Source organism: Streptomyces toyocaensis, assembly GCF_000725125.1.
Taxonomy (GTDB): domain Bacteria; phylum Actinomycetota; class Actinomycetes; order Streptomycetales; family Streptomycetaceae; genus Streptomyces; species Streptomyces toyocaensis.
Genome location: NZ_JFCB01000001.1, coordinates 464482 through 487310, shown reverse-complemented (window position 1 = coordinate 487310; position 22829 = coordinate 464482). Strand labels below are relative to the sequence as shown.

At 73.3% G+C, this 22829-nt stretch carries 17 protein-coding genes and 1 pseudogene; 4 read left to right on the top strand and 14 right to left on the bottom strand.

Annotated features, from left to right (window positions below; genetic code table 11):
- Position 1: 1 nt before the first annotated feature.
- The 12 genes from BU52_RS02030 to BU52_RS01975 form a co-directional block, all read right to left on the bottom strand.
- Positions 2 to 892, bottom strand: a complete 891-nt coding sequence (locus BU52_RS02030) for a TatD family hydrolase (RefSeq protein ID WP_037926784.1) — start codon at positions 890 to 892, stop codon at positions 2 to 4.
- Positions 892 to 1623 (bottom strand): EboA domain-containing protein, encoded by a 732-nt coding sequence (locus tag BU52_RS02025; protein WP_037926781.1) that lies wholly within the window; start codon positions 1621 to 1623, stop codon positions 892 to 894. The genes BU52_RS02030 and BU52_RS02025 overlap by 1 nt, the downstream gene beginning before the upstream one ends.
- Positions 1620 to 2570, bottom strand: a complete 951-nt coding sequence (locus tag BU52_RS02020; RefSeq protein WP_037926778.1) for a sugar phosphate isomerase/epimerase family protein — start codon at positions 2568 to 2570, stop codon at positions 1620 to 1622. Before BU52_RS02020 ends, BU52_RS02025 begins: the two co-directional genes overlap by 4 nt.
- Complete coding sequence (locus BU52_RS02015; RefSeq protein ID WP_078903071.1) at positions 2567 to 3610, bottom strand: SCO3242 family prenyltransferase; 1044 nt, start codon at positions 3608 to 3610, stop codon at positions 2567 to 2569. Before BU52_RS02015 ends, BU52_RS02020 begins: the two co-directional genes overlap by 4 nt.
- Complete coding sequence (locus BU52_RS02010; RefSeq protein WP_037926775.1) at positions 3607 to 4761, bottom strand: inositol-3-phosphate synthase; 1155 nt, start codon at positions 4759 to 4761, stop codon at positions 3607 to 3609. The genes BU52_RS02015 and BU52_RS02010 overlap by 4 nt, the downstream gene beginning before the upstream one ends.
- 155 nt (positions 4762 to 4916) lie before the next feature.
- Positions 4917 to 8630 carry a ThuA domain-containing protein gene (locus BU52_RS02005; protein WP_037926772.1) on the bottom strand — a complete coding sequence of 1238 codons (3714 nt, stop codon included), beginning with the start codon at positions 8628 to 8630 and terminating at the stop codon, positions 4917 to 4919.
- 267 nt (positions 8631 to 8897) lie between these two features.
- Positions 8898 to 9896 (bottom strand): sugar phosphate isomerase/epimerase family protein, encoded by a 999-nt coding sequence (locus BU52_RS02000; protein ID WP_037926769.1) that lies wholly within the window; start codon positions 9894 to 9896, stop codon positions 8898 to 8900.
- Between the two features lie 14 nt (positions 9897 to 9910).
- Positions 9911 to 11119 carry a Gfo/Idh/MocA family protein gene (locus BU52_RS01995; RefSeq protein ID WP_037926766.1) on the bottom strand — a complete coding sequence of 403 codons (1209 nt, stop codon included), beginning with the start codon at positions 11117 to 11119 and terminating at the stop codon, positions 9911 to 9913.
- Positions 11120 to 11199: 80 nt separating this feature from the next.
- Positions 11200 to 12246: a substrate-binding domain-containing protein gene (locus BU52_RS01990; protein WP_037926763.1), complete on the bottom strand. Its 1047-nt coding sequence runs from the start codon at positions 12244 to 12246 to the stop codon at positions 11200 to 11202.
- 17 nt (positions 12247 to 12263) lie between these two features.
- Positions 12264 to 13283 carry an ABC transporter permease gene (locus BU52_RS01985; protein ID WP_037926759.1) on the bottom strand — a complete coding sequence of 340 codons (1020 nt, stop codon included), beginning with the start codon at positions 13281 to 13283 and terminating at the stop codon, positions 12264 to 12266.
- Positions 13280 to 14797, bottom strand: a complete 1518-nt coding sequence (locus BU52_RS01980; RefSeq protein WP_037926756.1) for a sugar ABC transporter ATP-binding protein — start codon at positions 14795 to 14797, stop codon at positions 13280 to 13282. The genes BU52_RS01985 and BU52_RS01980 overlap by 4 nt, the downstream gene beginning before the upstream one ends.
- Before the next feature lie 279 nt (positions 14798 to 15076).
- On the bottom strand, positions 15077 to 16258 hold the full coding sequence (locus tag BU52_RS01975) for an ROK family protein (protein WP_037926753.1): 1182 nt from the start codon (positions 16256 to 16258) through the stop codon (positions 15077 to 15079).
- 349 nt (positions 16259 to 16607) lie between these two features.
- Here BU52_RS01975 and BU52_RS01970 point away from each other — a divergent pair, with 349 nt between their 5' ends.
- Both BU52_RS01970 and BU52_RS01965 read left to right on the top strand, forming a co-directional pair.
- The gene (locus tag BU52_RS01970) at positions 16608 to 18272 is read left to right on the top strand and encodes a serine/threonine-protein kinase (protein WP_037927832.1); all 1665 of its coding nucleotides are present in this window, start codon (positions 16608 to 16610) and stop codon (positions 18270 to 18272) included.
- The gene (locus tag BU52_RS01965) at positions 18269 to 18946 is read left to right on the top strand and encodes a hypothetical protein (protein ID WP_078903070.1); all 678 of its coding nucleotides are present in this window, start codon (positions 18269 to 18271) and stop codon (positions 18944 to 18946) included. Before BU52_RS01970 ends, BU52_RS01965 begins: the two co-directional genes overlap by 4 nt.
- Before the next feature lie 59 nt (positions 18947 to 19005).
- On the opposite strand, the gene BU52_RS01960 is transcribed toward BU52_RS01965, so the two are convergent.
- Complete coding sequence (locus BU52_RS01960; RefSeq protein ID WP_037926750.1) at positions 19006 to 19953, bottom strand: beta-ketoacyl-ACP synthase III; 948 nt, start codon at positions 19951 to 19953, stop codon at positions 19006 to 19008.
- 298 nt (positions 19954 to 20251) lie between these two features.
- Between BU52_RS01960 and fdhD the strand changes: the two genes are divergently transcribed.
- Both fdhD and BU52_RS01950 read left to right on the top strand, forming a co-directional pair.
- Entirely contained in the window at positions 20252 to 21100 is an 849-nt protein-coding gene (fdhD, locus tag BU52_RS01955; RefSeq protein ID WP_037926747.1) for a formate dehydrogenase accessory sulfurtransferase FdhD, read from the top strand.
- 117 nt (positions 21101 to 21217) lie between these two features.
- The gene (locus BU52_RS01950; protein ID WP_037926745.1) at positions 21218 to 22453 is read left to right on the top strand and encodes a DUF4185 domain-containing protein; all 1236 of its coding nucleotides are present in this window, start codon (positions 21218 to 21220) and stop codon (positions 22451 to 22453) included.
- Here the strand turns inward: BU52_RS01950 and BU52_RS01945 are convergent.
- Positions 22389 to 22610 (bottom strand): annotated as a pseudogene (locus BU52_RS01945) (bile acid:sodium symporter); the annotation flags it as partial. The gene BU52_RS01950 and the pseudogene BU52_RS01945 sit on opposite strands and share 65 nt — an antisense overlap.
- Between the last annotated feature and the right edge of the window lie 219 nt (positions 22611 to 22829).

The window sequence follows — 22829 nt, the reverse complement described above, 5'->3', positions numbered from 1 at the left end:
CTCACGCCTCCGTGGCGGAGCCGCCCGCGGCCCGCGGCTCGTCCTTGGGCGCGCCGCGCAGGATGGAGTTGCCCTCGTGGGTGGCGTCCGTGGCGGTGACGTCGAGGTTCAGGCGGCCGCTGAGTCCGTAGAAGGCGACGGGGTTGCGCCACAGGACCCGGTCGACGTCGTCCTCGGTGAATCCCTCGGTGAGCATCAGGTCGGCGACGCTGCGGGTCTTGAGGGGGTCGCTCCTGCCCCAGTCGGCGGCGGAGTTGACCAGGATCCGCTCGGGGCCGTGGGCGCGGAGGACGGCGACCATCCGCTCCTCGTCCATCTTGGTGTCCGGGTAGACGGAGAAGCCGAGCCAGGCGCCGCTGTCCCTGGCCTCCTTGACGGTGGTCTCGTTGAGGTGGTCGACCAGGACGCGGTCCATCGGCAGCGCGGACTCGCGGACGACGTCGAGGGTGCGGCGCAGCCCGGCGAGCTTGTCGCGGTGCGGGGTGTGCACCAGCGCGGGCAGGCCGTGGTCGGCGGCGAGCTGGAGCTGGGCGGCCAGGGCGGTGTCCTCGGCGGGGGTCATGGAGTCGTAGCCGATCTCGCCGACGGCGACCACGTTGTCCTTGACGAGATACCGGGGCAGCGCGTCGAGGACGGGCGTGCAGCGGGGGTCGTTGGCCTCCTTCGGGTTGAGGGCGAGCGTGCAGTGGTGGGCGATGCCGTACTGGGCGGCGCGGAAGGGTTCCCAGCCGAGGAGGGAGTCGAAGTAGTCGAGGAAGGAGGCCGGGGAGGTGCGGGGCTGGCCGAGCCAGAAGGCGGGTTCGACGACGGCGCGCACGCCCGCGGCGTACATGGCCTCGTAGTCGTCGGTGGTGCGCGACGTCATGTGGATGTGGGGGTCGAAGATGCGCATCAGGACTCCTTGCCGTGGGGGTCGTCCGTGCCGTGTGCCAGGGTGGCGGACTCGGTCAGGGCCAGAACGCGGCGCAGGTCCTCCGGTACCGGGCGGCCGGCGGCGCTGCGCTCCTCGGCGTGGTCGCCGAGCATGCGGCCGAGTTCGCGGTCGCCCCGGGCGCGGCGGGCCAGGTCCGTCACCTGGTCGAGGCCGGCGCCGGTGAAGAGGCACTTCAGTACGGCGTGCCGCCAGGCGTGGGCGTCCAGGTGGCGGGCGCCGTAGGGGCCGAGTGCGGCGGTGAGAAGCCGGGTGTCGTTGGTGCGCAGGGCGTCCTCGACGAGCGGCAGGGCGTCGGGGCCGGGCACCAGGTGCGGCAGGGCGTGCAGGACGGCGCGGCGTTCGTCGGCGGTCCCCTGGAAGTAGACCCGGGTCAGGGCGTCGGCGTCGGCGCGGGCCGCGTGCAGGACGAGTACGCGGGCGGCGTCGGCGTGGGCGGGACCGCAGCGGCGGCCGGCTTCGGCGAGGCGCAGCTCCCACACCGAGATGGGGCCGTGGGTGCCGGGGTGGGCGGCGGCCTCGTCGAGGGCCTGGTCGAGCCAGGCGCGGGCGGCTCCGCCCAGCAGGCCGGTGAGGTGGCGGTGCAGCTCGGCGGGCGGGGTGAGGGCCGGGGTGGTGCCGTCACCGGGGGTCGCCGGTCTGCCGGTGGTGTCTGCCTCCGGGGTGGCCGGGGTGGCACGGGGGCGGGTCATGGGGTGCTGCTCCCTTCGGGGGTGGCGGAGGGATCGCCGTGCGAGGGGACGGGGGCGGAGGGGGTGGCGGTCGCCGCGAGCCGGGCGGCGCGGCGGAGGAACGGCAGCGAGTGGGCGGCGAAGTGGGGGCCCGCGTGGGAGTGGCGGGGCAGTTCGACGACGGTCAGGCCCTGGTACCCGGTGGCGGCGAGGGCCGCGAGGACGGGCGGGAAGTCGATCTCGCCGTCTCCGAAGGGGAGGTGCTCGTGGACGCCTCGGCGCATGTCCTCGATCTGGACGTGCCGCAGCCAGGGGGCGGCCTCGCGCACGCAGTCCGCGGGAGGGAGGGGTTCGAGGCACTGGCAGTGGCCGATGTCCAGGGTGAGGCCCAGGGGCTCCGGGTCGCCGAGCATCCGGCGCAGGTGGTGGAAGCCGGCGAGGGTGGCGAGGAGGTGACCGGGTTCCGGTTCGACGGCGAGGGGCACGCCGGCGTCGGCGGCGGCGTCCAGGACGGGGGTGAGGGCCTCGGCGAGACGTTTCCAGGCGGTGTCCTCGTCGGTGCCGTCGGGGACGGTCCCGCTGAAGCAGTGCACGGCGTGCGCGCCGAGGTCGGCGGCGACGCGGACGGCCCGGACGAGCAGGCCGACGCGGCGGGCGCGGTCGTCGGGGTCGGGGTCCAGCAGCGAGGGGCCGTGCTTGCGGCGGGGGTCGAGCACGTAGCGGGCGCCCGTCTCCACCGTGACGCCGAGACCGAGCTCGTCCAGACGGCGCGCCACCCGGCGGGTGCGGTGGGCGAGGCCGGGGGCGAGCGGGTCGAGGTGCATGTGGTCGAGGGTCAGGCCCACGCCGTCGTAGCCGAGGTCGGCGAGCAGGGCCAGGGCGTCGTCGAGGCGGAGGTCGGCGAGGCCGTTGGTGCCGTAGCCGAGGCGGAGGGGAGCCGCGGTGACGTCGCTGGTGTTCCGGCTCACGTGATGCTCACCTTCCTCATGGCGGCCCTCCTCGCGAACGCGCGGCCGGCCGGGACGAGGCACGCGATCAGGAGGGAGGTGGCGGTCGAGCCCGAGCGGGCGGCGAGCGCGGCCTGGAGCGGGACGGTGGCGCGGATGCCGCCGCCGACGGCGCGTTGGGTGAGGGGTGGTGAGGGATTGAGCGCGGCGTGGGCGTAGGGCCTGGCGGCGGTGGCGGCGTAGGCGGCGCCCAGGGCGGCGGCGAGGACGCCGGTGGTCCCGGGCGGGCCGGAGCCCGGCAGGCCGGGGGCGGCTGCTGCCCGCCGGCCTGCCGGGAGTCGGGTGCGGCGGCGGGTGACCAGCCGCGTCAGCGCCCCCGTCGTCGCGAGCGCCGCCAGTGGGGCCAGGACCGAACCGCCGGTGGTCTCCCGGCGGGACACGGCCGTGACCGCGAGGGTGTGGCTGCCGAGCAGCGCGGCGGACGGCAGCGCGGCCCGGGTGCCGGCGCCGGTCGCGGCGGCACCCAGGAGCAGGTCGAGTCCGCGGGCGGCGGCCATGGCCGCGGGGCCGGCGGGCGTGTGCTTCAGGGCCAGGTCGTAGGCCCAGACGGTCGCCGCCAGCGGTGCGGCCACCGCGAGGGCGGGCCGGCCGGCACGGGCGGCGAGCAGCAGTCCGGCGCCGGTGAGACCGCAGGCGGCGGTGAGGGCGGCGGACGGCTCGATCCGGCCGGAGGGAATCGGGCGGTGCGGGCGCTCCGCGGCGTCCTCCGCACGGTCCGCCCAGTCGTTGAGAGCCATGCCGGCCTCGTACAGGCAGAGGGAGGAGCCGATCGCGAGCAGGGTCCGCGGGCCGGGGCGCACGCCGGCCGCCGCCGCGCCGGCCAGGGCGTCACCGGGGACGGTGGGGAGGGCGGGCAGCCGCAGCAGTTCGGCCCAGGCGCCCGCGCGGCCACGGCGGGACGCGGCGTCGGCGGGGCGCGGGGCGGCGTCCCCGGCGGCCGGCAGGCGGTCCGTCGTCGTCGGCGGGGCCGTGCGCTGCGCGGGGATGTTGGTGCGGCTCATCGGCCGGCCCCCCGGCCGTCGGTGTCACGCAGCCGCTCGGCGAAGCCCCTCAGCTCCGCGTACTGCTCGGCCAGTGACGACGGGCCGTCGCCGACCGGGTCCTTGAAGTAGAAGCCCAGTTCGCCCAGCGGCCCGGACAGGCCTCTCTGCCGGGCGCGGGCGGCCAGCCGGGCCAGGTCGAGGACGAGCGGGGCGGCGAGGGCCGAGTCGCAGCCCTGCCAGATCGTCTGCAGGACCATGCGGGAGCCGAGGAAGCCGTCGAAGGCGATGTGGTCCCAGGCCGTCTTCCAGTCGCCGAGCGCGGGCACGTCGTCGATGTGGACCTCGCCCTCGGGCGCGGCGCCGAGGGTGTCGGCGAGGACGCGTTCCTTGCCGGCGTTCTTGGCGGCCGCGGCCGCGGGGTCGGCGAGGGCGGCGCCGTCGCCGCCGCCCAGCAGGTTGGTGCCGGACCAGGCGCGCACGGCCAGGGCGCGCTGCCGGAACATCGGGCCGAGCACGGAGCGCAGCAGGGTCTGCCCGGTCTTGCCGTCACGGCCCGCGTGGGGCAGGCCCGAGGACTCGGCGAGCGGAGCCAGCGCCGGGTGGTGCAGGCCGGTGGACGGGGTGAAGTTCACATAGGGGCAGCCGGCCCGCAGGGCGGCCGCCGCGTAGAGGGAGCTGGGCGGCAGGGAGCCGTCGGTGGGGGCGGGCTCGGTGGAGGCGACGTTCACCACGACGGCGCCCGCGAGGTCCTGGCGGCGGACGAAGTCGCGGATGTCGGCCGCGAACACGTCGATCCACTGGTCCTGGGTTCTGCCGGTGTCGCCGGGCAGGGGGCCGCCGGGCCTGATCTCCCGGTCCGCGGCGACGAGTTCGGCGTGCACGGCAGACGGCAGGCCGTGCGGCAGGACGCCGCCGGCGGCGAGGTGTTCCGCCCGTTTGGGCAGCGGGCAGTCGACGGTGTCGTGACCGCCGAAGACGAGGGAGGACAACGACGGCAGGCCGCACGGGGCGAAGTCGGGGGTCTCGGTGACCATGCCGGTCGGCGGGTGGAGACCGGCGGCGACGGCGGCGCAGCCCGCGACGGCGGTCGTGGCCACGGATCCGCGTGCTCCGACGAACCAGACGCCGTGGCGGGAGGAGGGGGTGGCAGGGGAAGGTTCGGCGGACATGGGCAGCCTCCTTGTCGTACGCGAACCTGGTGCGATCGCCGGGGGGGGTGAGCGGGTGCCGGGCGCAGGGGGTCAGGCAGGATGCCCGGCCCCTGTGCCCGGCGGGACGGCGGGCGGAGGTCCGGCGTCCTCCGCCCGCCGCCGTTCCGGTCGCCCTAGGAGGGCAGTTCCTTCAGCCGGATGTCGCGGAAGGAGACCTGGTCGCCGGCGCCGTGGTTCTGCAGACCGATGTAGCCGTCGGTCAGGCTCCGCCCAGGGTCCTTGTTGGTGAAGTCGTTGATCTTGACTCCGTTGAGGAACACCCGGAGGCGTTCGCCCTGGACCTTGATCTCGTAGGAGTTCCACTGGCCGGGCGGCCGCAGGACCTGGTCACGGGCTTTGATGTTCGCCGACTTGAACGAGTAGACGGAGCCCGTGGTGCGGTCGGGCGCGTCCGTGGCGTCGATCTGGATCTCGTAGCCCTTGTTCACCGCGGACCAGGGGTCGTCGGAGGCCGGGAAGCCGACGAAGACACCGGAGTTGTCGTCGCCCCGCATCTTCCAGTCGAGCTTGAGGGAGTAGGACTTCAGCTCCTTGGCCTGGTACCAGAGCAGGCCCATGCCGCCCTCGGTCTCCATCACGCCGTCCTTGACGACGAACCTTCCTGGCCCGGCCTGCTTCCAGCCGTCCAGGGTGTGGCCGTTGAAGATCGTCCGGTAGCCCTTGTCCGGCGTGCAGTCCGCCTTGACCTGGCCGGTGGCGTACTGCAGACCGCCGAGCAGATGGGCGCGGAAGGCCTCCTCGGCGTACGACTCCTTGGTGTGGCCGCCGCCGGTGTAGAAGGAGCGGCCGCCGCCGTAGCTCTGGCACCAGGCGATCGGGTGGTCGCCCTTCATGGTGCCGCCCTGGTAGGTGGTCTCGTCCAGGGTGGCGAGGACCTTGGCCTGCTCGCGCGGGTTGGTGCGGTAGTTGTACCACTCGTCGGTGCGCTCCCAGGCGTCGTCCAGGTGCGCGGTCGACGGGTGGTCGTGGTCCTCGACGCGGACGGTGGCCTTCTGGATGGCCGGGTGCGAGTCGAAGTAGGCGCCGACGAGACCGCCGTAGAACTCCCAGTCGTACTCGGTGTCGGCGGCGGCGTGGATGCCCAGGTAGCCGCCGCCGCCCGCCACGTAGTCCTCGAACGCCTTCTGCTGCTCGGCGTTCAGGACGTCGCCGGTGGTGGAAAGGAAGGCCACGGCGTCGTACTTGGCGAGGTTGGCGGTGGTGAACTGCCGGGCCTCCTCGGTGGCGTCGACGGTGATGCCGGCCGGGCCGCCGAGCTCCTTCAGCGCGGCGATGCCGGCCGGGATGGAGTCGTGGCGGAAGCCCGCGGTCCTGGAGAAGACCAGGACCTTCTTGCCGCCCTTGAACGGCTCGGTGGAGAACTCGAAGTCGTCCACGTCGTACAGCGCGCCCTCGCCGCCCTTGAAGACCAGGTAGATGTCGGTGGTCTTCTTCGGCAGCGACCGCAGCGGCACGTCGACGTCCTGGAAGGTCTCCCAGCCGCCGGTCGGCGGGATGTAGGCGGAGCCGTGCAGCGGTCCCTCGGGGGACCCGGTGCGCAGCTCGATGAAGCCGCCCGCGCCGCCGGAGGAGGCCCGCACGGTCATCTTCTTCTGCCCGGCGAACTTGTAGGGGCCGAAGGAGATCCAGTCGCCGTCGTGGACGTCGCCGACGGTCCTGCCGCCGTTGGCGCCGGTCTTGTCGATGACGGACACGCCCGACTGGGTGGTGAAATGCTCGGCCTGGCGGTGCAGCGGCTGCAGCACGGTGCGGGCGGTGCCGGTCAGCGCCTCCTGGCCGTTCGCCCCGCCGTCGGTGTAACTGGCGCCGACGACGCCGTAGATGTTGGCGTTGGGGTCGTGACCGCCGTCACCGGGGGGCGGCGTCAGGGTGCCCTCGCAGCCCGTCTCGCTGGTCAGCTCGTGGGCGTGGGAGTCGTGGCCGAGGCTGTAGACGACCTTGACCCTGGAGCAGTCGATCGTCTCCTCGGGGTCGGTGACGGTCACCTTGAACGGGACGGGTTTGCCGAACTCGGCCAGGGTGCCGTTGCCCGGGACGTCGATCCGCACCTTGGGCTCGGTGTTGCCGACCACGATCCGGACGCTGGCGTTGCCGGTGTTGCCCTCGGGGTCCCTGGCGGTGAAGGTGGCGCTGTAGGTGCCGGCCTTCTTGTACCGGTGGGTGGGGTTGAGGCCCTCGCCCCTGGTGCCGTCGCCGAAGTCCCAGCTGTAGGTGAGGTCCGGTGAGTCGGCGTCCTTGGCGGAGCCGGTGAAGGTGACCTTCAGGCCGGCCGCTCCGGACGTCTTGTCGGCGCTCACCTCGGCGATCGGCGAGAAGCCGTCCTCGGCGTTCTCGATCCGGTACAGCGCGGAGTGCTCGTCGCCCTGGAACCAGGAGACGCCGTAGTCGAGCACGTAGAGCGCGCCGTCGGGGCCGAACTCCATGTCCATGATCTGGGTGCCGGTCCACGGGAAGTCGTTGATCTTCGCGACGGAGCCGTCCGCGTTCTGCTCGATCCGCTTGATCCAGCGGCGGCCGAACTCGCCGGCGAAGAAGTCGCCGTCGTAGGCCTCGGGGAACTTCACGCTCGAGTCGAGGTCGGAGTCGTAGCGGTAGACCGGGCCCGCCATGGGGGACTCGGAACCGGTGCCGAACTCGGGCAGGGAACCGCCGTCGTACGGGATCCACGCCGCCTGTGCGGGGGGCAGGTCGACCAGGCCGGTGTTGTGCGGGGAGGTGTTCTTCGGCGCGGCGCAGTCGAACGTCTCGCCGGACTCCTTGGTGGCGAAGTCGTAGTCGACGTAGGCGTCGTTGTCGCCGGTGCAGAAGGGCCAGCCGAAGTTGGCGGCCTCGGTGACCTTGGCGAACTCGACCTGCCCCGCAGGGCCCCGGTTCGGGTCGGCGGCGCCGGCGTCGGGGCCGTAGTCGCCGACGTACACGGTGCCGGTCTTGTCGTCGACGCTCATCCGGAAGGGGTTGCGGAAGCCCATCGCGTAGATCTCGGGACGGGTCTTCTCGGTGCCCGGGGCGAAGAGGTTGCCCTCCGGGATCGTGTACGAGCCGTCCTCGGCGACCTTGATGCGCAGGATCTTGCCGCGCAGGTCGTTGGTGTTGGCGGAGCTGCGGCGGGCGTCGAAGGCCGGGTTGCGGTTCGGGCGGTCGTCGATCGGGGTGTAGCCGTCGGAGGCGAAGGGGTTGGTGTCGTCGCCGGTCGACAGGTACAGGTTGCCGTCCGCGTCGAAGTCGATGTCGCCGCCGACGTGGCAGCAGATGCCGCGGGAGGCCGCGACGTCGAGGACCTTCTTCTCACTGGCCATGTCCAGTGTGCCGTTGGCGTTCAGCACGAAGCGGGAGAGACGGTTGACGCCGTCGAACTTCTTGAAGTCCTCGGCGGTGCCGGTCTCCGGGGCGTCGCCCGCAGGGGTGTCGAGGGGTGGGGCGTAGTAGAGGTAGACGGCCCGGTTGTTCTCGAAGTCCGGGTCGATGCCGACGCCTTGGAGGCCCTCCTCGTCATGGCTGTAGACGGGGATCTTGCCGGCGACCTTGGTGACGCCGCCCTGGTCGGTGAGACGCAGCGTGCCGTCGCGCGAGGTGTGCAGGACGCTGCGGTCCGGGAGCACGGCGAGTGACATCGGTTCGCCCGTCTCGGGTTCGCCCTTGGCGAGCGGTACCTGCTGGAACTGTCCCTCGGCGGCCGCCGGTCCGTCGTGTTCCGGGTGGCCGGGATGGGCGCCGGCGACGGTCGCCGGCGTGCCCACGGCCAGGAGCAGGCCGGTGAGCAGCGCGAGGGGGGTGCGAAGTCCGGTACGCCTCGTGGTTCGGGTGGATGTGAGTCTGCTTCTGTGCACGAAGTCCCTCCGGGAACGGGGTGGGGCCGTACGGAACAGGTGCGAAGACGTGTGGTGCGTGCGGGCGCCGGGGTGCGCCGTCACCCCGGAGGCGTGGGTGTCCTGAACACCTCAGGGACGGTAACCGCGTTCTTCCGGAGGCAACACCCCTTGTACCGGCCCTGGTTGAACTTCTTCCCAACTCAGGACAAAGCGGGACGCGGGCAGGCCGGGCCGGGGACCGGCACCCTCGCCGGACCCCGCTCCCGACCTGGGTCGGCCGGCCGGTCAGCTGTTGAAAGCGGCGTCGAAGGACGCGCTGGGCGGCTCGAAGTCGTACGCCTTCAGCCGGGTCAGCGCCTCGGGGGCGCCTTGGAGGCGGTCCATCCCGGCGTCCTCCCACTCGACGGAGATCGGGCCCCGGTAGTCGATGGAGCGCAGCATGCGGAAGACGTCCTCCCAGGGGACGTCCCCGTGGCCGGCGGAGACGAAGTCCCAGCCCCGCCGGGGGTCGCCCCAGGGCAGGTGGGAGCCGAGACGGCCGTTGCGGCCGTCTAGGCGCTTGCGGGCCTCCTTGCAGTCGACGTGGTAGATCCGGTCGCGGAAGTCCAGAAGGAAGCCGACCGGGTCGAGGTCCTGCCACACGAAGTGGGAGGGGTCGAAGTTGAGACCGAAGGCGGGCCGGCGGCCGACGGCGTCCAGGGCGCGCGCGGTCGTCCAGTAGTCGTAGGCGATCTCGCTGGGGTGGACCTCGTGCGCGAAGCGCACGCCCTCGGCGTCGAAGACGTCCAGGATCGGGTTCCACCGCTCGGCGAAGTCCTCGTAACCCCGCTCGATCATCGACTCGGGGGCGGGCGGGAACATGGCGACCAGGTGCCAGATCGCGGAACCGGTGAAGCCGATGACGGTGTCGACACCGAGGAGGGCCGCGGCGCGCGCGGTGTCCTCGATCTCGGCGGCGGCCCGCCGGCGCACGCCCTCGGGCTCGCCGTCGCCCCAGACGCGGGCGGGCAGGATGGCGTGGTGGCGTTCGTCGATGATGGCGTCGCAGACGGCCTGCCCGACCAGGTGGTTGGAGATCGCCCAGCACTTCAGGCCGTACTTGTCGAGCAGCCGGTGGCGGGAGGCGACGTAGGAGGGGTCGGCGAGTGCCTTGTCCACTTCGAAGTGGTCGCCCCAGCAAGCCAGTTCGAGTCCGTCGTAGCCGAAGTCCCGGGCCAGTCGGCAGACCTCCTCAAGGGGCAGGTCCGCCCACTGGCCGGTGAAGAGCGTGAAGTCGCGCGGCATCCGTATCCGTCCTTTCAGGCGGCGATCGGGGTGTAGACGGAGTTCTTCTCGGCACTCTCCTCCACCGCCGCCAGGACGCGCTGCACCTGCAGCCCGTCGGCGAAGGAGGGTTCGGGGCCCCGGCCCTCGGCGACCGCGTGGACGAGGTCACGGGCCTGGTGGACGAAGGTGTGCTCGTAGCCGAGGCCGTGGCCGGGCGGCCACCACGCCTCGAGGTAGGGGTGGTCGGGTTCGGTGACGAGGATGCGGCGGAAGCCGGCGTGCGCGGCGGGCTCGGTACCGTCGTGGTACTCCAGCTCGTTGAGCCGCTCCAGGTCGAACGCGAGCGAACCGCGCTCGCCGTTGAGTTCGATGCGCAGGGAGTTCTTCCGTCCGGTGGCGTACCGGGTGGCCTCGAAGGAGGCGAGGGCGCCGGAGGCGAAGCGCCCGGTGAACAGGGCGGCGTCGTCGACGGTCACCTCTCCGGTGCCGGAGGCGGAGACGGCGGCCAGGCCGCTGCTGGGGGCGTCGGGCAGCGGCCGCTCCCTCACGAACGTCTCGGTGAGCGCGGAGACGCCCGCCAGCCGCTCACCGGCCAGGTGCTGCGCCAGGTCCACGATGTGCGCGCCGAGGTCGCCGAGCGAACCGGACCCGGCGTGCTCCCGGCGCAGCCGCCAGGTCAGCGGGAACGCGGGGTCCACCAGCCAGTCCTGCAGGTACGCCACCCGTACGTGCCGCAGTCTGCCGATCCGGCCCTCGGCCACCATCCGCCGGGCCTGCGCGGTCGCGGGCAGCCGGCGGTAGTTGAAGCCGACCATCGCCAGCTGACCGCGCGAGCGGCCCTCCTCTGCGGCGCGGGCCATCGCCTCGGCCTCCGCGACGGTGTTGGCGAGCGGCTTCTCGCACAGCACGTGCTTGCCCGCCGCGAGCGCGGCCAGCGCGATCTCGGCATGGCTGTCACCGGGGGTGCAGATGTCGACGAGGTCGATGTCGTCCCGCCGGACCAGGGCGTGCCAGTCGGTCTCGGTCTCCGCCCAGCCGTGCCGGTCCGCCGCCGCGCGCACGGCGTCGGCGTCCCGGCCGCAGATCACGGCCAGTTCGGGGCTGAGCGGCAGGTCGAAGACGCGGCCCGCGGTGCGCCAGCCCTGGGAGTGGGCGGCACCCATGAAGGCGTAACCGACCATGCCGATGCGCAGCGGTGGCTTCCCCGTCTCCGCCCCTTCGGACGCTTGCGGCTGTGCCATTCGGATGTCCTCCTCGTCGTCGTGGCGGGCGGGGGTGGGCCCCGCCCGGTGGGCTGGTCAGGCCCGTGGGGCGGGGCTCCTCACTTGAAGCCGGTGGACATGTAGCGGTCCACGTTCTCCTTGTCGACGACGGCCGAGTAGCAGGTCACCGACGAGGGGATCTCGAACTCGGCGAGGCCGCCGACGCCCTTGCCCTGGCCGAGGGCGCGGGCAAGGTCGATCGCGGAGGCGGCCATGGTCGGCGGGTAGAGGACGGTGGCCTTCAGGACACCGTTGTCGGCCTTGATGGCCTCGAAGGCGGAGAGCGCGCCCGCACCGCCCACCATGAGGAACTCGTCCCGCCCGGCCTGGTCGATGGCGCGCAGCGCGCCCACGCCCTGGTCGTCGTCGTGGTTCCACAGCGCGTCGATCTGCGACTGGGCCTGGAGCAGCTGGGCCATCTTGGCCTGGCCGGACTCGACGGTGAACTCGGCGGCCTGGCGGGCCACCTTCTTGATGTTGGGGTAGTTCTTCAGCGCGTCGTCGAAACCCTGGGTGCGCTGCTTGGTCAGCTCCAGGTTGTCCAGACCGGCCAGCTCGACGACCTTGGCGTCCGGCTTGTCCTTGAGCTTCTCGCCGATGTAGTGGCCGGCGTTGAGGCCCATGCCGTAGTTGTCGCCGCCGATCCAGCACCGGTATGCCTGCGGGGTGTTGAAGATCCGGTCGAGGTTGACGACCGGGATGCCGGCGCGCATCGCCTTGAGCCCGACCTGGGTGAGGGCCTTGCCGTCGGCGGGGAGGATCACCAGGACGTCGACCTTCTTGTTGATGAGGGTCTCTATCTGGCCGATCTGCTGCGCGGTGTCGTTGGAGCCCTCGGTGATCTCCAGGGTGACGTCGGAGTACTTCCCGGCCCGCTTCTCGGCGTTGTCGTTGATGGCGTTGAGCCAGCCGTGGTCGGCCTGCGGGCCGGCGAAGCCGATGGTGACCTGCTTGCCGGGCTTGTCGTCGGCGGCCGGCTGGTCGTTCGCGGCCGGCTCGTCGTCACCGGACTCGTTGCTCGTGCAGCCGGTGACGAGGACGCCGGCGGACACGGCGGCCGCTCCGAAGAGCAGTCCTCTGCGGCTGGTGGAAGGCGTCTTGGGCATGGCGGTGAACCCTCTCCTCAGGTCGTGCTCGCGGTACGGCGCTGGACCAGCACGGCGGCGACGATGATCGCGCCCTTGGCGATCTGCTGGACGTCGCTCTGCAGGTTGTTCAGGGCGAAGATGTTGGTGATGGTGGTGAAGATCAGGACACCGAGGACGGAGCCGACGATGGTGCCGCGGCCCCCGGTGAGCAGGGTGCCGCCGATGATCGCGGCGGCGATGGCGTCGAGTTCGTAGAGGTTGCCGTTGGTGTTCTGGCCGGAGCCGGCCAGCACGATCAGCAGGAAGGCGGCGATGCCGCAGCACAGCCCCGACAGCAGGTACAGGTAGAGCCGCTGGCGGCGTACGTCGATGCCGGCGAGCCGGGCGGCCTCCGCGTTGCCGCCGACGGCGACGGTGCGGCGGCCGAAGGTGGTCCGGTTGAGCACCAGCCAGCCGATGACCGTGACCGCGGCGAACACCAGGACCAGCGGCGGCACGCCGAGCACGTAGGAGTCGCGTTCGCCGAGGTCGAGGACGCCGTCGACGGTGACGATCTGCGTCCGCCCGTCGGTGATCTGCAGCGCGAGACCGCGGGCGGAGGCGAGCATGGCGAGGGTGGCGATGAACGGGACCATCCCGCCGTAGGCGATGAGCACCCCGTTGACCAGCCCGCATCCCAGCCCCACGATCACGGCGGTGAAGAGGATGCCGCCGAAGCCGTACTCCTGCGTGGCCACCGTGGTCGCCCACACCGAGGCGAGGGCGACGATCGCGCCGACCGACAGGTCGATGCCGCCGGAAATGATGACGAAGGTCATGCCGACGGTGACGACGCCGATGACGGAGGCCTGGGTGAGCACGAGCTGGAGGTTGCGGGTGTCCAGGAACTGGTCCGGTGTGGTGATGCCGCCGATGACGATCAGTACGGCGAGCACGCCGAGCAGGGACAGCGTGCGGACGTCGGCGCGGAACAGCACGGCGCGCCAGGCGGGTGGTTCGCCTGCCGGGGAGACCTTGGGAGTGCTGTCCCGCGGCGGGGAGACGTTCTGCGTCATGACGCCGGGCTTCCTTCCATGACCAGGTCGAGTACACGGTGTTCGTCGAGCTCACGGGCGGGTGCCGTGTGGACGACGCTGCCCTCGCGCAGCACCAGGACGCGGTCGGCCAGGCCGAGCACCTCGGGTACCTCGCTGGAGACCAGCAGCACGGCGAGTCCCTCGTCCGCCAGCCGGCGGACCACCGCGTACAGTTCGGCGCGGGCGCCCACGTCGACGCCGCGGGTGGGTTCGTCGAGCAGCAGCACCCGGCAGCCGCGCAGCAGCCAGCGCGCGAGCACGGCCTTCTGCTGGTTGCCGCCGGACAGGGTGCGCACGGGCACGTTCGGGTTGTCGGGCCGCAGGGACAGTTCACGGACCGCCGCGCGCGCCGCCCCCAGTTCGGCGCCGCGGTCGATCCAGCCCGCCCTCGCGAAGCGGGACATGGAGGAGACCGACACGTTGCGGGTGACGGACTCCAGCATGAGCAGGGCCTGCGCCTTGCGCTCCTCGGGGGCGAGCCCGAGTCCGGCGCGCACGGCCGCCCGCACACTGCCGGGTCTCAGCGGTTTCCCGTCGACGAGGACCCGGCCGGTGTCGGGCCTGCGGGCGCCGTAGACCGTCTCCAGGATCTCGGAGCGTCCCGAGCCGACGAGCCCGGCGAGCCCCACGATCTCCCCCGGGCGCACCTGGAGGTCGAGCGGGGCGAACTCGCCCCGGCGGGACAGCCCTTCGACGGTCAGCACCGGCACGCCGTCCGGTGGGGCGGCGGGCCTCTCCGGGAAGACGTACTCGACGTTGCGTCCCGTCATCAGGGCGACCACCTCGCGGGTCGGCGTCGACTTGGCGGGCAGCCCGCCGGCGACGGCCCGGCCGTCCTTCAGGACGGTCACCCGGTCGCCGATGCGCCGGATCTCCTCGAGGCGGTGCGAGATGTAGACGACCGCGACTCCGTCGGCGGTGAGGTCGCCGACGATCCGGAAGAGGTTGTCGACCTCGTCCGGGTCGAGGGCGGCCGACGGCTCGTCCATCACGATGAGCCGCACGTCGTGGGAGAGCGCCCGTGCCATCGACACGATCTGCTGCTGCGCCGCCGACAGGTCCCCCACCAGCCGGGCCGGGTCGATCTCCGGGTGCCCGAGCCGCTCGAGGAGTGCGGCGGCCGACGACCTGGCGGCCCTTCCCCGTACGACGAAACCGGCGGCGGTGGGTTCGTGGCCCAGGTGGACGTTCTCGGCGACCGACAGGTGCTCCACCAGGTCGAGTTCCTGGTAGATGGTCGCGATGCCGAGACGCATGGCGGCGATGGGCGAGCGCAGCGTCACCTCTTCGCCGCGCCAGCGGATGGTGCCCGAGCCGGGCTGGTGGGCGCCGGCCAGCACCTTGATCAGGGTGGACTTGCCGGCGCCGTTCTGGCCGAGCAGGCAGTGCACCTCGCCGGCCTGGACGTCGAGGTCGACGCCGTCCAGGGCCCGGACTCCGGGGAACGACTTGGTGATGCCGGACATGCTGAGCAGCGGTGGTTCTGGTGCCATGCGGATTCCCCTCGGCGGGCGTTCGGGCCGGTGTCAGGGCGGTCCCCTTGCGGGGGCAAGCGTTTTCAGGCAGGGCAGAGCAGGGGCGGGGTGCTGTTGCTCGCGGTGAGGCGGGTGACGCGGTGCGGGGTGCCGTTCCGTGCGGTGGGCGGGCGGGACAGGGGCAGGGCTGTTCCGTGCGGTGGAGCGGGTGCGGCGAACGGCGTGGCCGTCGCGCGCGGTGGAGCGGGTGCGGCGAACGGGTGGAGCCGTTCCGTGCGGTGGGGCGGGTGGGGCTGCTTACGCGGGTGAGAACAGGTGGTCGCTGATGAGCCGGGCCCCGCCGATGACTCCGGCGGTGGGCCCCAGTTCCCCGAGGACGATGGGCAGGTTGCCCGTGGCCAGGGGCAGCGACCCGCGGTACACCTGGGTGCGGATCGCGGCGAGCAGGGTGTGGCCGAGGCCGGTCACCCCGCCGCCGATCACCACCAGGCCGGGGTTGAAGAAGCTGACCAGTCCGGCGATGACCTGGCCGGTGCGGTTGCCGCCCTCCCGGATCAGATCGAGGGCGGTGGCGTCACCGGCCGCCGCAGCGGCGGCGACGTCGACGGCGCTGAGCGTGCCGTTCGACTCCAGTCGGTTCGCGAGTTCGGCGGAGAGCTGCTGCCGGGCGGCCTCCGTCGCGTCCCGGGCGAGGGCCGCGCCGGAGAAGTGCGCCTCCAGACAGCCCCGGTTGCCGCACGCGCACGGACGGCCGTCGGGCACGGCCTGGATGTGCCCGATGTCGCCCGCGCTGCCCGTCGTACCGCGGTAGACCTCACCGCCGACGACGATGCCGCAGCCGATGCCGGTGCCGATCTTGACGCAGAGGAAGTCGCCGACGGTGCGGGCGACGCCCGCGTGCTGCTCCCCCATGGCCATCAGGTTCACGTCGTTGTCGACCATGACGGGGCAGCCGAGGTCCTGGCTGAGCGCCTCCCGCACGGGGAAACCGTCCCAGCCCGGCATGATCGGCGGAGCCACCGGGACGCCCTCGGGGAAGCGGACCGGGCCGGGGACGCCGATGCCGGCGCCGTCGAACCCCTCCGCGAGCCCGGAGGCCCTCAACTTCGCTGCCATGGCGAGCACTTGCTCGAAGACCGCGACCGGGCCCTCGCGCACGTCCATGGGCTGGTTGATGTGCCCGAGGATCTCCAGTTCGGCGTTGGTGACGGCGACGTCGACCGAGGTCGCGCCGATGTCGACGCCGAGGAAGCGCAGATGCGGGTTGAGGCGGATGTTGTGGGAACGCCGGCCGCCGCGCGAGGCGGCGAGTCCGTCGGCCACGACGAGTTCCGTCTCCAGCAGCCGGTCCACCTCCACGGCCAGCTTCGACCGGGAGAGGTCGACCTGGTCGCCCAACTGGGCGCGGGAGTTGGGGCCACCGTCGCGCAGCAGCCTGAGCAGTCGTGCCTGATGGGCGTTCGCGGGTCGCGCGGTCATGCGTCTCACGAGTCCCTCCCCGCCTCATCGGCCTGTGCGCGCCGGATTCCGGCCACGTGTGTGGCGTTCCTTCGGAGGGGAAAATAGCAGCGCCTGCCGGAGGTGGGAAGAAGTCGCGCAGGAATTCGCCCCTACTTTTTCCACTCGCAGGACAAAGGGTGCTCCGGCGGCCCTCGGCCGCCCGTCGCTCCGGCAACGGGCGGGCGGCCCGGCGGGAGGAGCCGCCGACGCCCGGACCCCGTGCTCCGCAACCGCGGTGGCCTGAAGTGTGTCTGTCATCGCGAGGGCCGGATGCCCCGGAGTGCCGCGAGACTCCCGGGGACGGAGGACGGCCCCTGGGGGGATGTCGATGAGCACATGGACGGTGCCGGGGTACACCGAGTCGCTGGAACTCGGTGCCGGTGCGAGCGGACGGGTGGTTCTGGCCATCCACGAGGTGACCGGTGTCCCGGTCGCGGTCAAGTACCTCAGCGAGTCGCTGCACACCCGCCCGGGGTTCGTGCACGACTTCCGCGCCGAGGCGCGGCTGCTCGGCGGACTGGACAGCCCGTACGTCGCCGGGCTCTACGAGTACGTGGAGAGCCCGGACGGGGCGGCCATCGTGATGGAACTGGTGGACGGCGTGTCCCTGCGGGCCGTGCTGGCCAGGCAGGGCCCCCTGGATCCCGAGGCCGCGCTGGTGATCCTCAAGGGGTCGCTGCTGGGCCTCGCCGACGCGCACCGGGCCGGAGTGGTGCACCGGGACTACAAACCGGAGAACGTCCTGGTCACGCCCGACGGCGCGTCGAAGCTCGTCGACTTCGGGATCGCGGTCGACACCCGTACGCGCGCCGGTGTGGCGGGAACCCCCTCCTACATGGCGCCCGAGCAGTGGCGTGGCGAACCCGCGTCCCCGGCCACCGACGTGTACGCGGCCACGGCGACCTTCTTCGAGTGCCTGACCGGCCGCAAGCCCTACGCGGGCGACAACATCGCCGAGCTCGCCCTGCGGCACGTGGACGCGCCGGTCCCGGCCGAGGACGTGCCGGAGGCGGTGCGTCCCCTGGTCCGCCGCGGGCTGGCCAAGGAGGCGGCGGGGCGGCCGGGCGACGCCGAGGCGTTCGTCACCGAACTGGAGGCGATCGCGGGCACCGCCTACGGGCCCGGCTGGGAGGAACGGGGCCGCGGGCGGCTCGCCGCGCTGGTGGCGCTGCTCCCGCTGCTGCTCCCGTCGGCCCGCACGCCGGGGCGGTCCACGGCCGACACCGCCCGTACCGTGCTGCGGCAGCCGCCGGGCCGGGGCCGGGCGGGGGCCTGGAAGCCCACCGGGCCGGGGATGCTGGCCGCCGCGGCGGCGGTGCTCCTGGCGGTCCTGTCGGCCCTCGCCGCCCCTCCGGATTCCGGCGCGGCGCAGGAGCGGGCGGCCGAGGCGTTCGCCACCACCGGCGCCGGTCCGGAGGTGACCGCGGGCCCCACCGTCCCGCCGCCGTCCGCGTCCCCGACGCCCGGCACTCCGGGGGCGTCCGCCTCCGGCCCGGCCTCCGCGAGCGCGGGCGGGCCCTCGGAGACCACGACGGAGCCGGGGCCGGACCCGGGCACGGGCCCCGGGGCGGATCCCGGCACGGACCCCGCGACCGGCACACCCGCCGGTGCGCCGACCGCGACCGGTACCCCCTCCGCGTCCCCCGCGGACACCGCCCCGGCCGCGCCCGCGGTCAAGGACGTCACCGTGTCGGAGTTCCGGCAGACGGGCCCCGGCACCGCCACGACCACGGTCACCGTCCTCACCGACGGCACCGGACCGGTGTCGATCGACCTCCGCTGGTCCGTGGGCGACACCGCGGGCGGGCCGGGCACCCCGGACGGCGCCGGCCAGGTGTTCCGGCGCAGCGGCGCCACCGCGTACACGGTGACCGCCGAGCACGTCTTCCAGAACCTCGGCTGCTACTGGACCGTGACGGCGACGACCACCCCGGCCTCGGCCGACGGGGGCGCGTCCCAGCAGCTCCTCACCAGGCGGTGCGATCTGCGATGAAGGCGACGAACGAGTCCGCTGAGCCGCCGGGCGGGGACGCCCGGCCCGGCGGGGACGACGAGTACAGCGCCACCGTGCTCGCGAGCCACTGGATCCAGCGGCCCGAGCAGGACACCACCGTGACGGCGACGGCACGGGAGGACGGTCCCCCGGCCGGCGCACCCACCCGGCCCGACCGGATCGAGGGCACGGTGCTGCGCTTCGGCCCGGGAGTGCAGGGCGCCCTCGCGCACCGGTCCACCCGGACGCCGCCCTCCGTGCCGCTGCCCGCCGGGCCCCGCCGGCGCGGTCCGCGCCGGCACGCGCTGCCGGCGCTCGTCCTGCTCGCCGTCCTCGCCTTCCTGGCCTGGCAGCGTGTCGGTCCGGGGCTCACGGTGCGGGGGGTGACGGTCACGGCCCCGTCCGCCGCCGTGGGGTGCGACGGCACCGCGGACCTCGTGGGCACGGTCACCACGAACGGCCGCCCGGGCACCCTGACCTACCGCTGGACACGCAGCGACGGCACCTCCTCCGGCGTGCTGCGCGAGGAGGTGACACGGGGTCAGCGGCAGGCGCGACTGCACCTGCTGTGGACCTTCGAGGGCACGGGCCGTTACGAGGCGCGGGCGGAGCTGCGGGTCCTCTCCCCCTCCGGCCGCCACGCGACGGCCGCCCTCACGTACGTCTGCCCCTGAGCACGCGGCCGCGCGCCGTGCCCACGGCGTGTGTGCCGGAAGGCTCGGCAGGGGACGGTTCAGGGGCAGCGCACGACCTGCCCCGCGTACGACAGGTTCCCGCCGAAGCCGAACAGCAGCACCGGGTCGCCGCTCGACACCGCGCCCCGTTCGACGAGTTTCGAGAAGGCCAGCGGGATACTCGCGGCGGAGGTGTTGCCGGACTCGGTGACATCGCGGGCCACCACGGCGTTGACGGCGCCGAGCCGGCGTGCGAGGGGTTCGATGATCCGCAGGTTGGCCTGGTGCAGCACCACCCCGGCCAGGTCCTCGGGCGTCAGCCCCGCCTTCTCGCAGGCCTGCCGGGCGATGACCGGCAGCCGGGTGGCCGCCCAGCGGTAGACGCTCTGCCCCTCCTGCGCGAACCGCGGGGGCGTCCCCTCGATCCGCACCGCGTGGGCCATCTCGGGCACCGACCCCCACAGCACCGGCCCGATCCCCGCCTCCTCGCCCGGGGCGCAGGCCTCCACCACGGCCGCGCCCGCACCGTCGCCGACGAGGACGCAGGTGGAGCGGTCGGTCCAGTCGGCCACCTCGGACATCTTGTCGGCGCCGACGACCAGCACCCTGCTCGCGCCACCGGCCCGCACGGAGTGGTCGGCGGTGGCGAGGGCGTGGGTGAAGCCGGCGCACACCACGTTGAGGTCCATGACGGCGGGTCCGGGCATGCCGAGGCGGGCGGCGACCCGAGCGGCCATGTTGGGCGAGCGGTCGATCGCGGTGGACGTGGCGACCAGGACCAGGTCTATCTCGTCGGGCGTCCGGCCGGCCGCCGCGAGCGCCTTGGCGGCGGCGTGCGCGGCCAGCTCGTCGACGGGTTCGTCGGGGCCCGCGATGTGGCGGGTGCGGATGCCCACCCGGCTCGTGATCCACGCGTCGCTCGTGTCGACCATGCCCGCCAGGTCCTCGTTGGTGAGGACCCGGGCGGGCTGGTAGTGGCCGACGGCGGCGATGCGCGAGCCGATCATGGGTGGTCCCCCTCGTTTCCGGTTGCGGGATGCACCAGTCTGATCAGTGACTCACCGGTACGAGGGCAGGTGAAGCGACAGGAAACGGGCGCCGAGCTTGTCGGCTTCCCTCACCTGCCGGAGTCCGGCACGGTCGTGCGCGGCACGGCCCGCGCACGGCCGTGCCGCCTTGCGCACGCGCGCGTACGGACCGTGGGCGAGCGAACGCAGGCGTGCCGCGGCGCGGGCCGCTGCCTCGGCGCTCCGTGCAGGACAATGGGAACGTGTGGAACCCGGGCTGAGCGGAACTGGTAGGGACATGGGACGAGTCACTGAACGACGCAAGGTGGTCCGCATCCGGGACGGGGCGGTCTCCAGCCGTCCCGACACGCTCGTCACCGAGGAACCCCTGGAGATCCGGCTGAACGGCAGGCCGCTGGCGATCACCATGCGCACGCCCGGGGACGACTTCGCCCTGGCGGCCGGGTTCCTGGTGAGTGAGGGCGTGCTCGCGAACGCCGCGGACCTGCGGAACATCGTCTACTGCGCGGGCGCGACAGCCGACGGCGTGAACACCTACAACGTGGTCGACGTCACCACGGCCCCCGGCGTCGCGGTCCCGGACATCACGCTGGAACGCAACGTGTACACCACGTCCTCGTGCGGACTGTGCGGCAAGGCCAGCCTGGACGCGGTGCGCACGACGGCCCGCCATCCCATCGCCGACACTCCCCCGCTGCGGGTGGAGCCGGGCCTGCTGTCGAGCCTCCCGGACCGGCTGCGGGCGGCGCAGCGGGTCTTCGACCGCACCGGGGGCCTGCACGCGGCGGCCCTGTTCGACGAGAACGGCGAGCTGCTGGACGTACGCGAGGACGTGGGCCGGCACAACGCGGTCGACAAGCTGGTCGGCCGCGCCCTGCAGAGCGGGCACCTGCCGCTGTCCCGGACGATCCTGATGGTCTCCGGGCGGGCCTCGTTCGAGCTGGCGCAGAAGGCGGTGATGGCCGGCATACCGATGCTGGCGGCGGTCTCGGCGCCGTCCTCGCTGGCCGTGGACCTGGCGGCGGAGACGGGTCTGACCCTGGTGGGCTTCCTGCGCGGCAGTTCCATGAACGTGTACGCGGGTGAGGACCGCGTCGCCCTGCGGGCCCCGGCCGCCCGGGGCTGACCGGTCCGGCCCACCGCACGGCGGCGCCCCCGCCCGGACCGCCCGGGGCTTTTCGGATCCGGCCCGCCCCGGGGCCCCATGGACCCGGGCCCCGGCGACCCACTAACGTCCCCGGGCATGCCCGACGACGCTGCCGGAGCACGACGACGCACGGGGACCGGGATCGCCCTGGTGCTGACCCTGGTCCTCGGTGCCCTCCTGGTCACCGGTCTGCCGGACGACGACGACCGTGGCCCGGACGGCGCGGACTGCCGGCCGCGCACGGTCGCCTCCTGGACCGCCGACGACACCCTCACCGCCGAGTTCGCCCGCTACGGCGACGACCCCGGCCGCACCGACGACTGGACCGGCGGCGACGGCACCCACTCGGTGCGGCTGCCGGACGGCCGGCTGCTGTGGCTGTTCTCCGACACCTTCCTGGGCCGGGTGCACCGACCACCGAACCCGGTCGGCGAGTCGTACGCGTGGCGGGACGCGAACACCCCGCTCGTGCGTAATTCGGCCGTGGTCATGCGCGACGGCGGGCTGGAGAGCACCCTGCCCGCGCCGCTCTTCCCCGATCCGGCGCCCGACCGGTGGCGCTGGCCGGTCGCCGCCCGGGTCGAGCCGCGTTCCCCCGGCTCCTCCGAGCAGGTACTGCGGGTCCTGCTGTGGGTGCGCCGGGCCGGGCAGCACCCGTGGATCTACGGCGTGCCCACCGCCACCGAGGTCGCCACGCTCTCCCTGCCCGGGCTGCGCCTGGAGTCGGTGTCGACGGTGCTCGACCAGCAGCAGGTCGCCGACCCCTCCCGGCGGGTGCTGTTCGGGACGACGCTGGTCGAGGAGGGCGGCTGGACGTACGTCTTCGGCGGTGACGACGGCCGCCCCGCCGACCGCCCTGCCTCGCACGCGTACGTGGCCCGCGTCCCGGAGGGCCACCTCGGCGACCCCGCCGCCTGGGAGTACTGGAACGGGTCGTCCTGGCAGACCCGCGCCCGCCCGCGTCCCGTGCTCGGCGACGGGCGGCGCACCGGTGTGGGCAGCGCGTTCTCGGTGGTGCGGGACGAGGGGACGTACGTCCTGTTCACGATGGCCGCGGGCGCCGCGGGGCTGACGACGGTGGCGTCGTACTGGGCCTGCTCCCCGACCGGGCCGTGGCACGGTCCCGCGCGGGAGTTCACCCCCGCGCTGCCCCACGGCGGGACCGCCGCCTACAACCCGCAGGTCCATCCGGAGCTGAGCGGCGACGGGCGGCTGGTGCTCAGCCACGACGTGAACTGGCTGGAGACGGCCGGGGCGGCCGGGATGCTCAGCCGGAACGTGTCCCTGTACCGGCCCCGGTTCGTGAGCGTCCGGCTCGGCCCGGGGCGGTGACCTCCCCGAGGGGATCGTGCGACCGGTGCCTGGCGGTCACCGTGCACACCATCAGCCGCATCCGGTGGAACAGCATCAGCGGCAGCACCGCCGCCGAGGTCTGGGCGCCGAACAGCACACTCGCCATGAGCAGCCCGGCCGCCAGCGACTTCTTCGAGACCAGCACCTTCCGGTGCCGGGTGACGAATCCGCCGATCCAGCGGCGCAGCCGTGGCTTCCCAAGGAGCGGTCATGCGCTCGTACAGATTCGGTGGAGATTGCTCCACCGAACCTTACTCATGGGTCAGGTTTCTGTCCGACCCTTCCCGATGTGAGCGCTTTTTCCTCCCCTGACCAGCGCGGACGAGACCCCGGCCCGATTTTCCGGCCCCTCCCG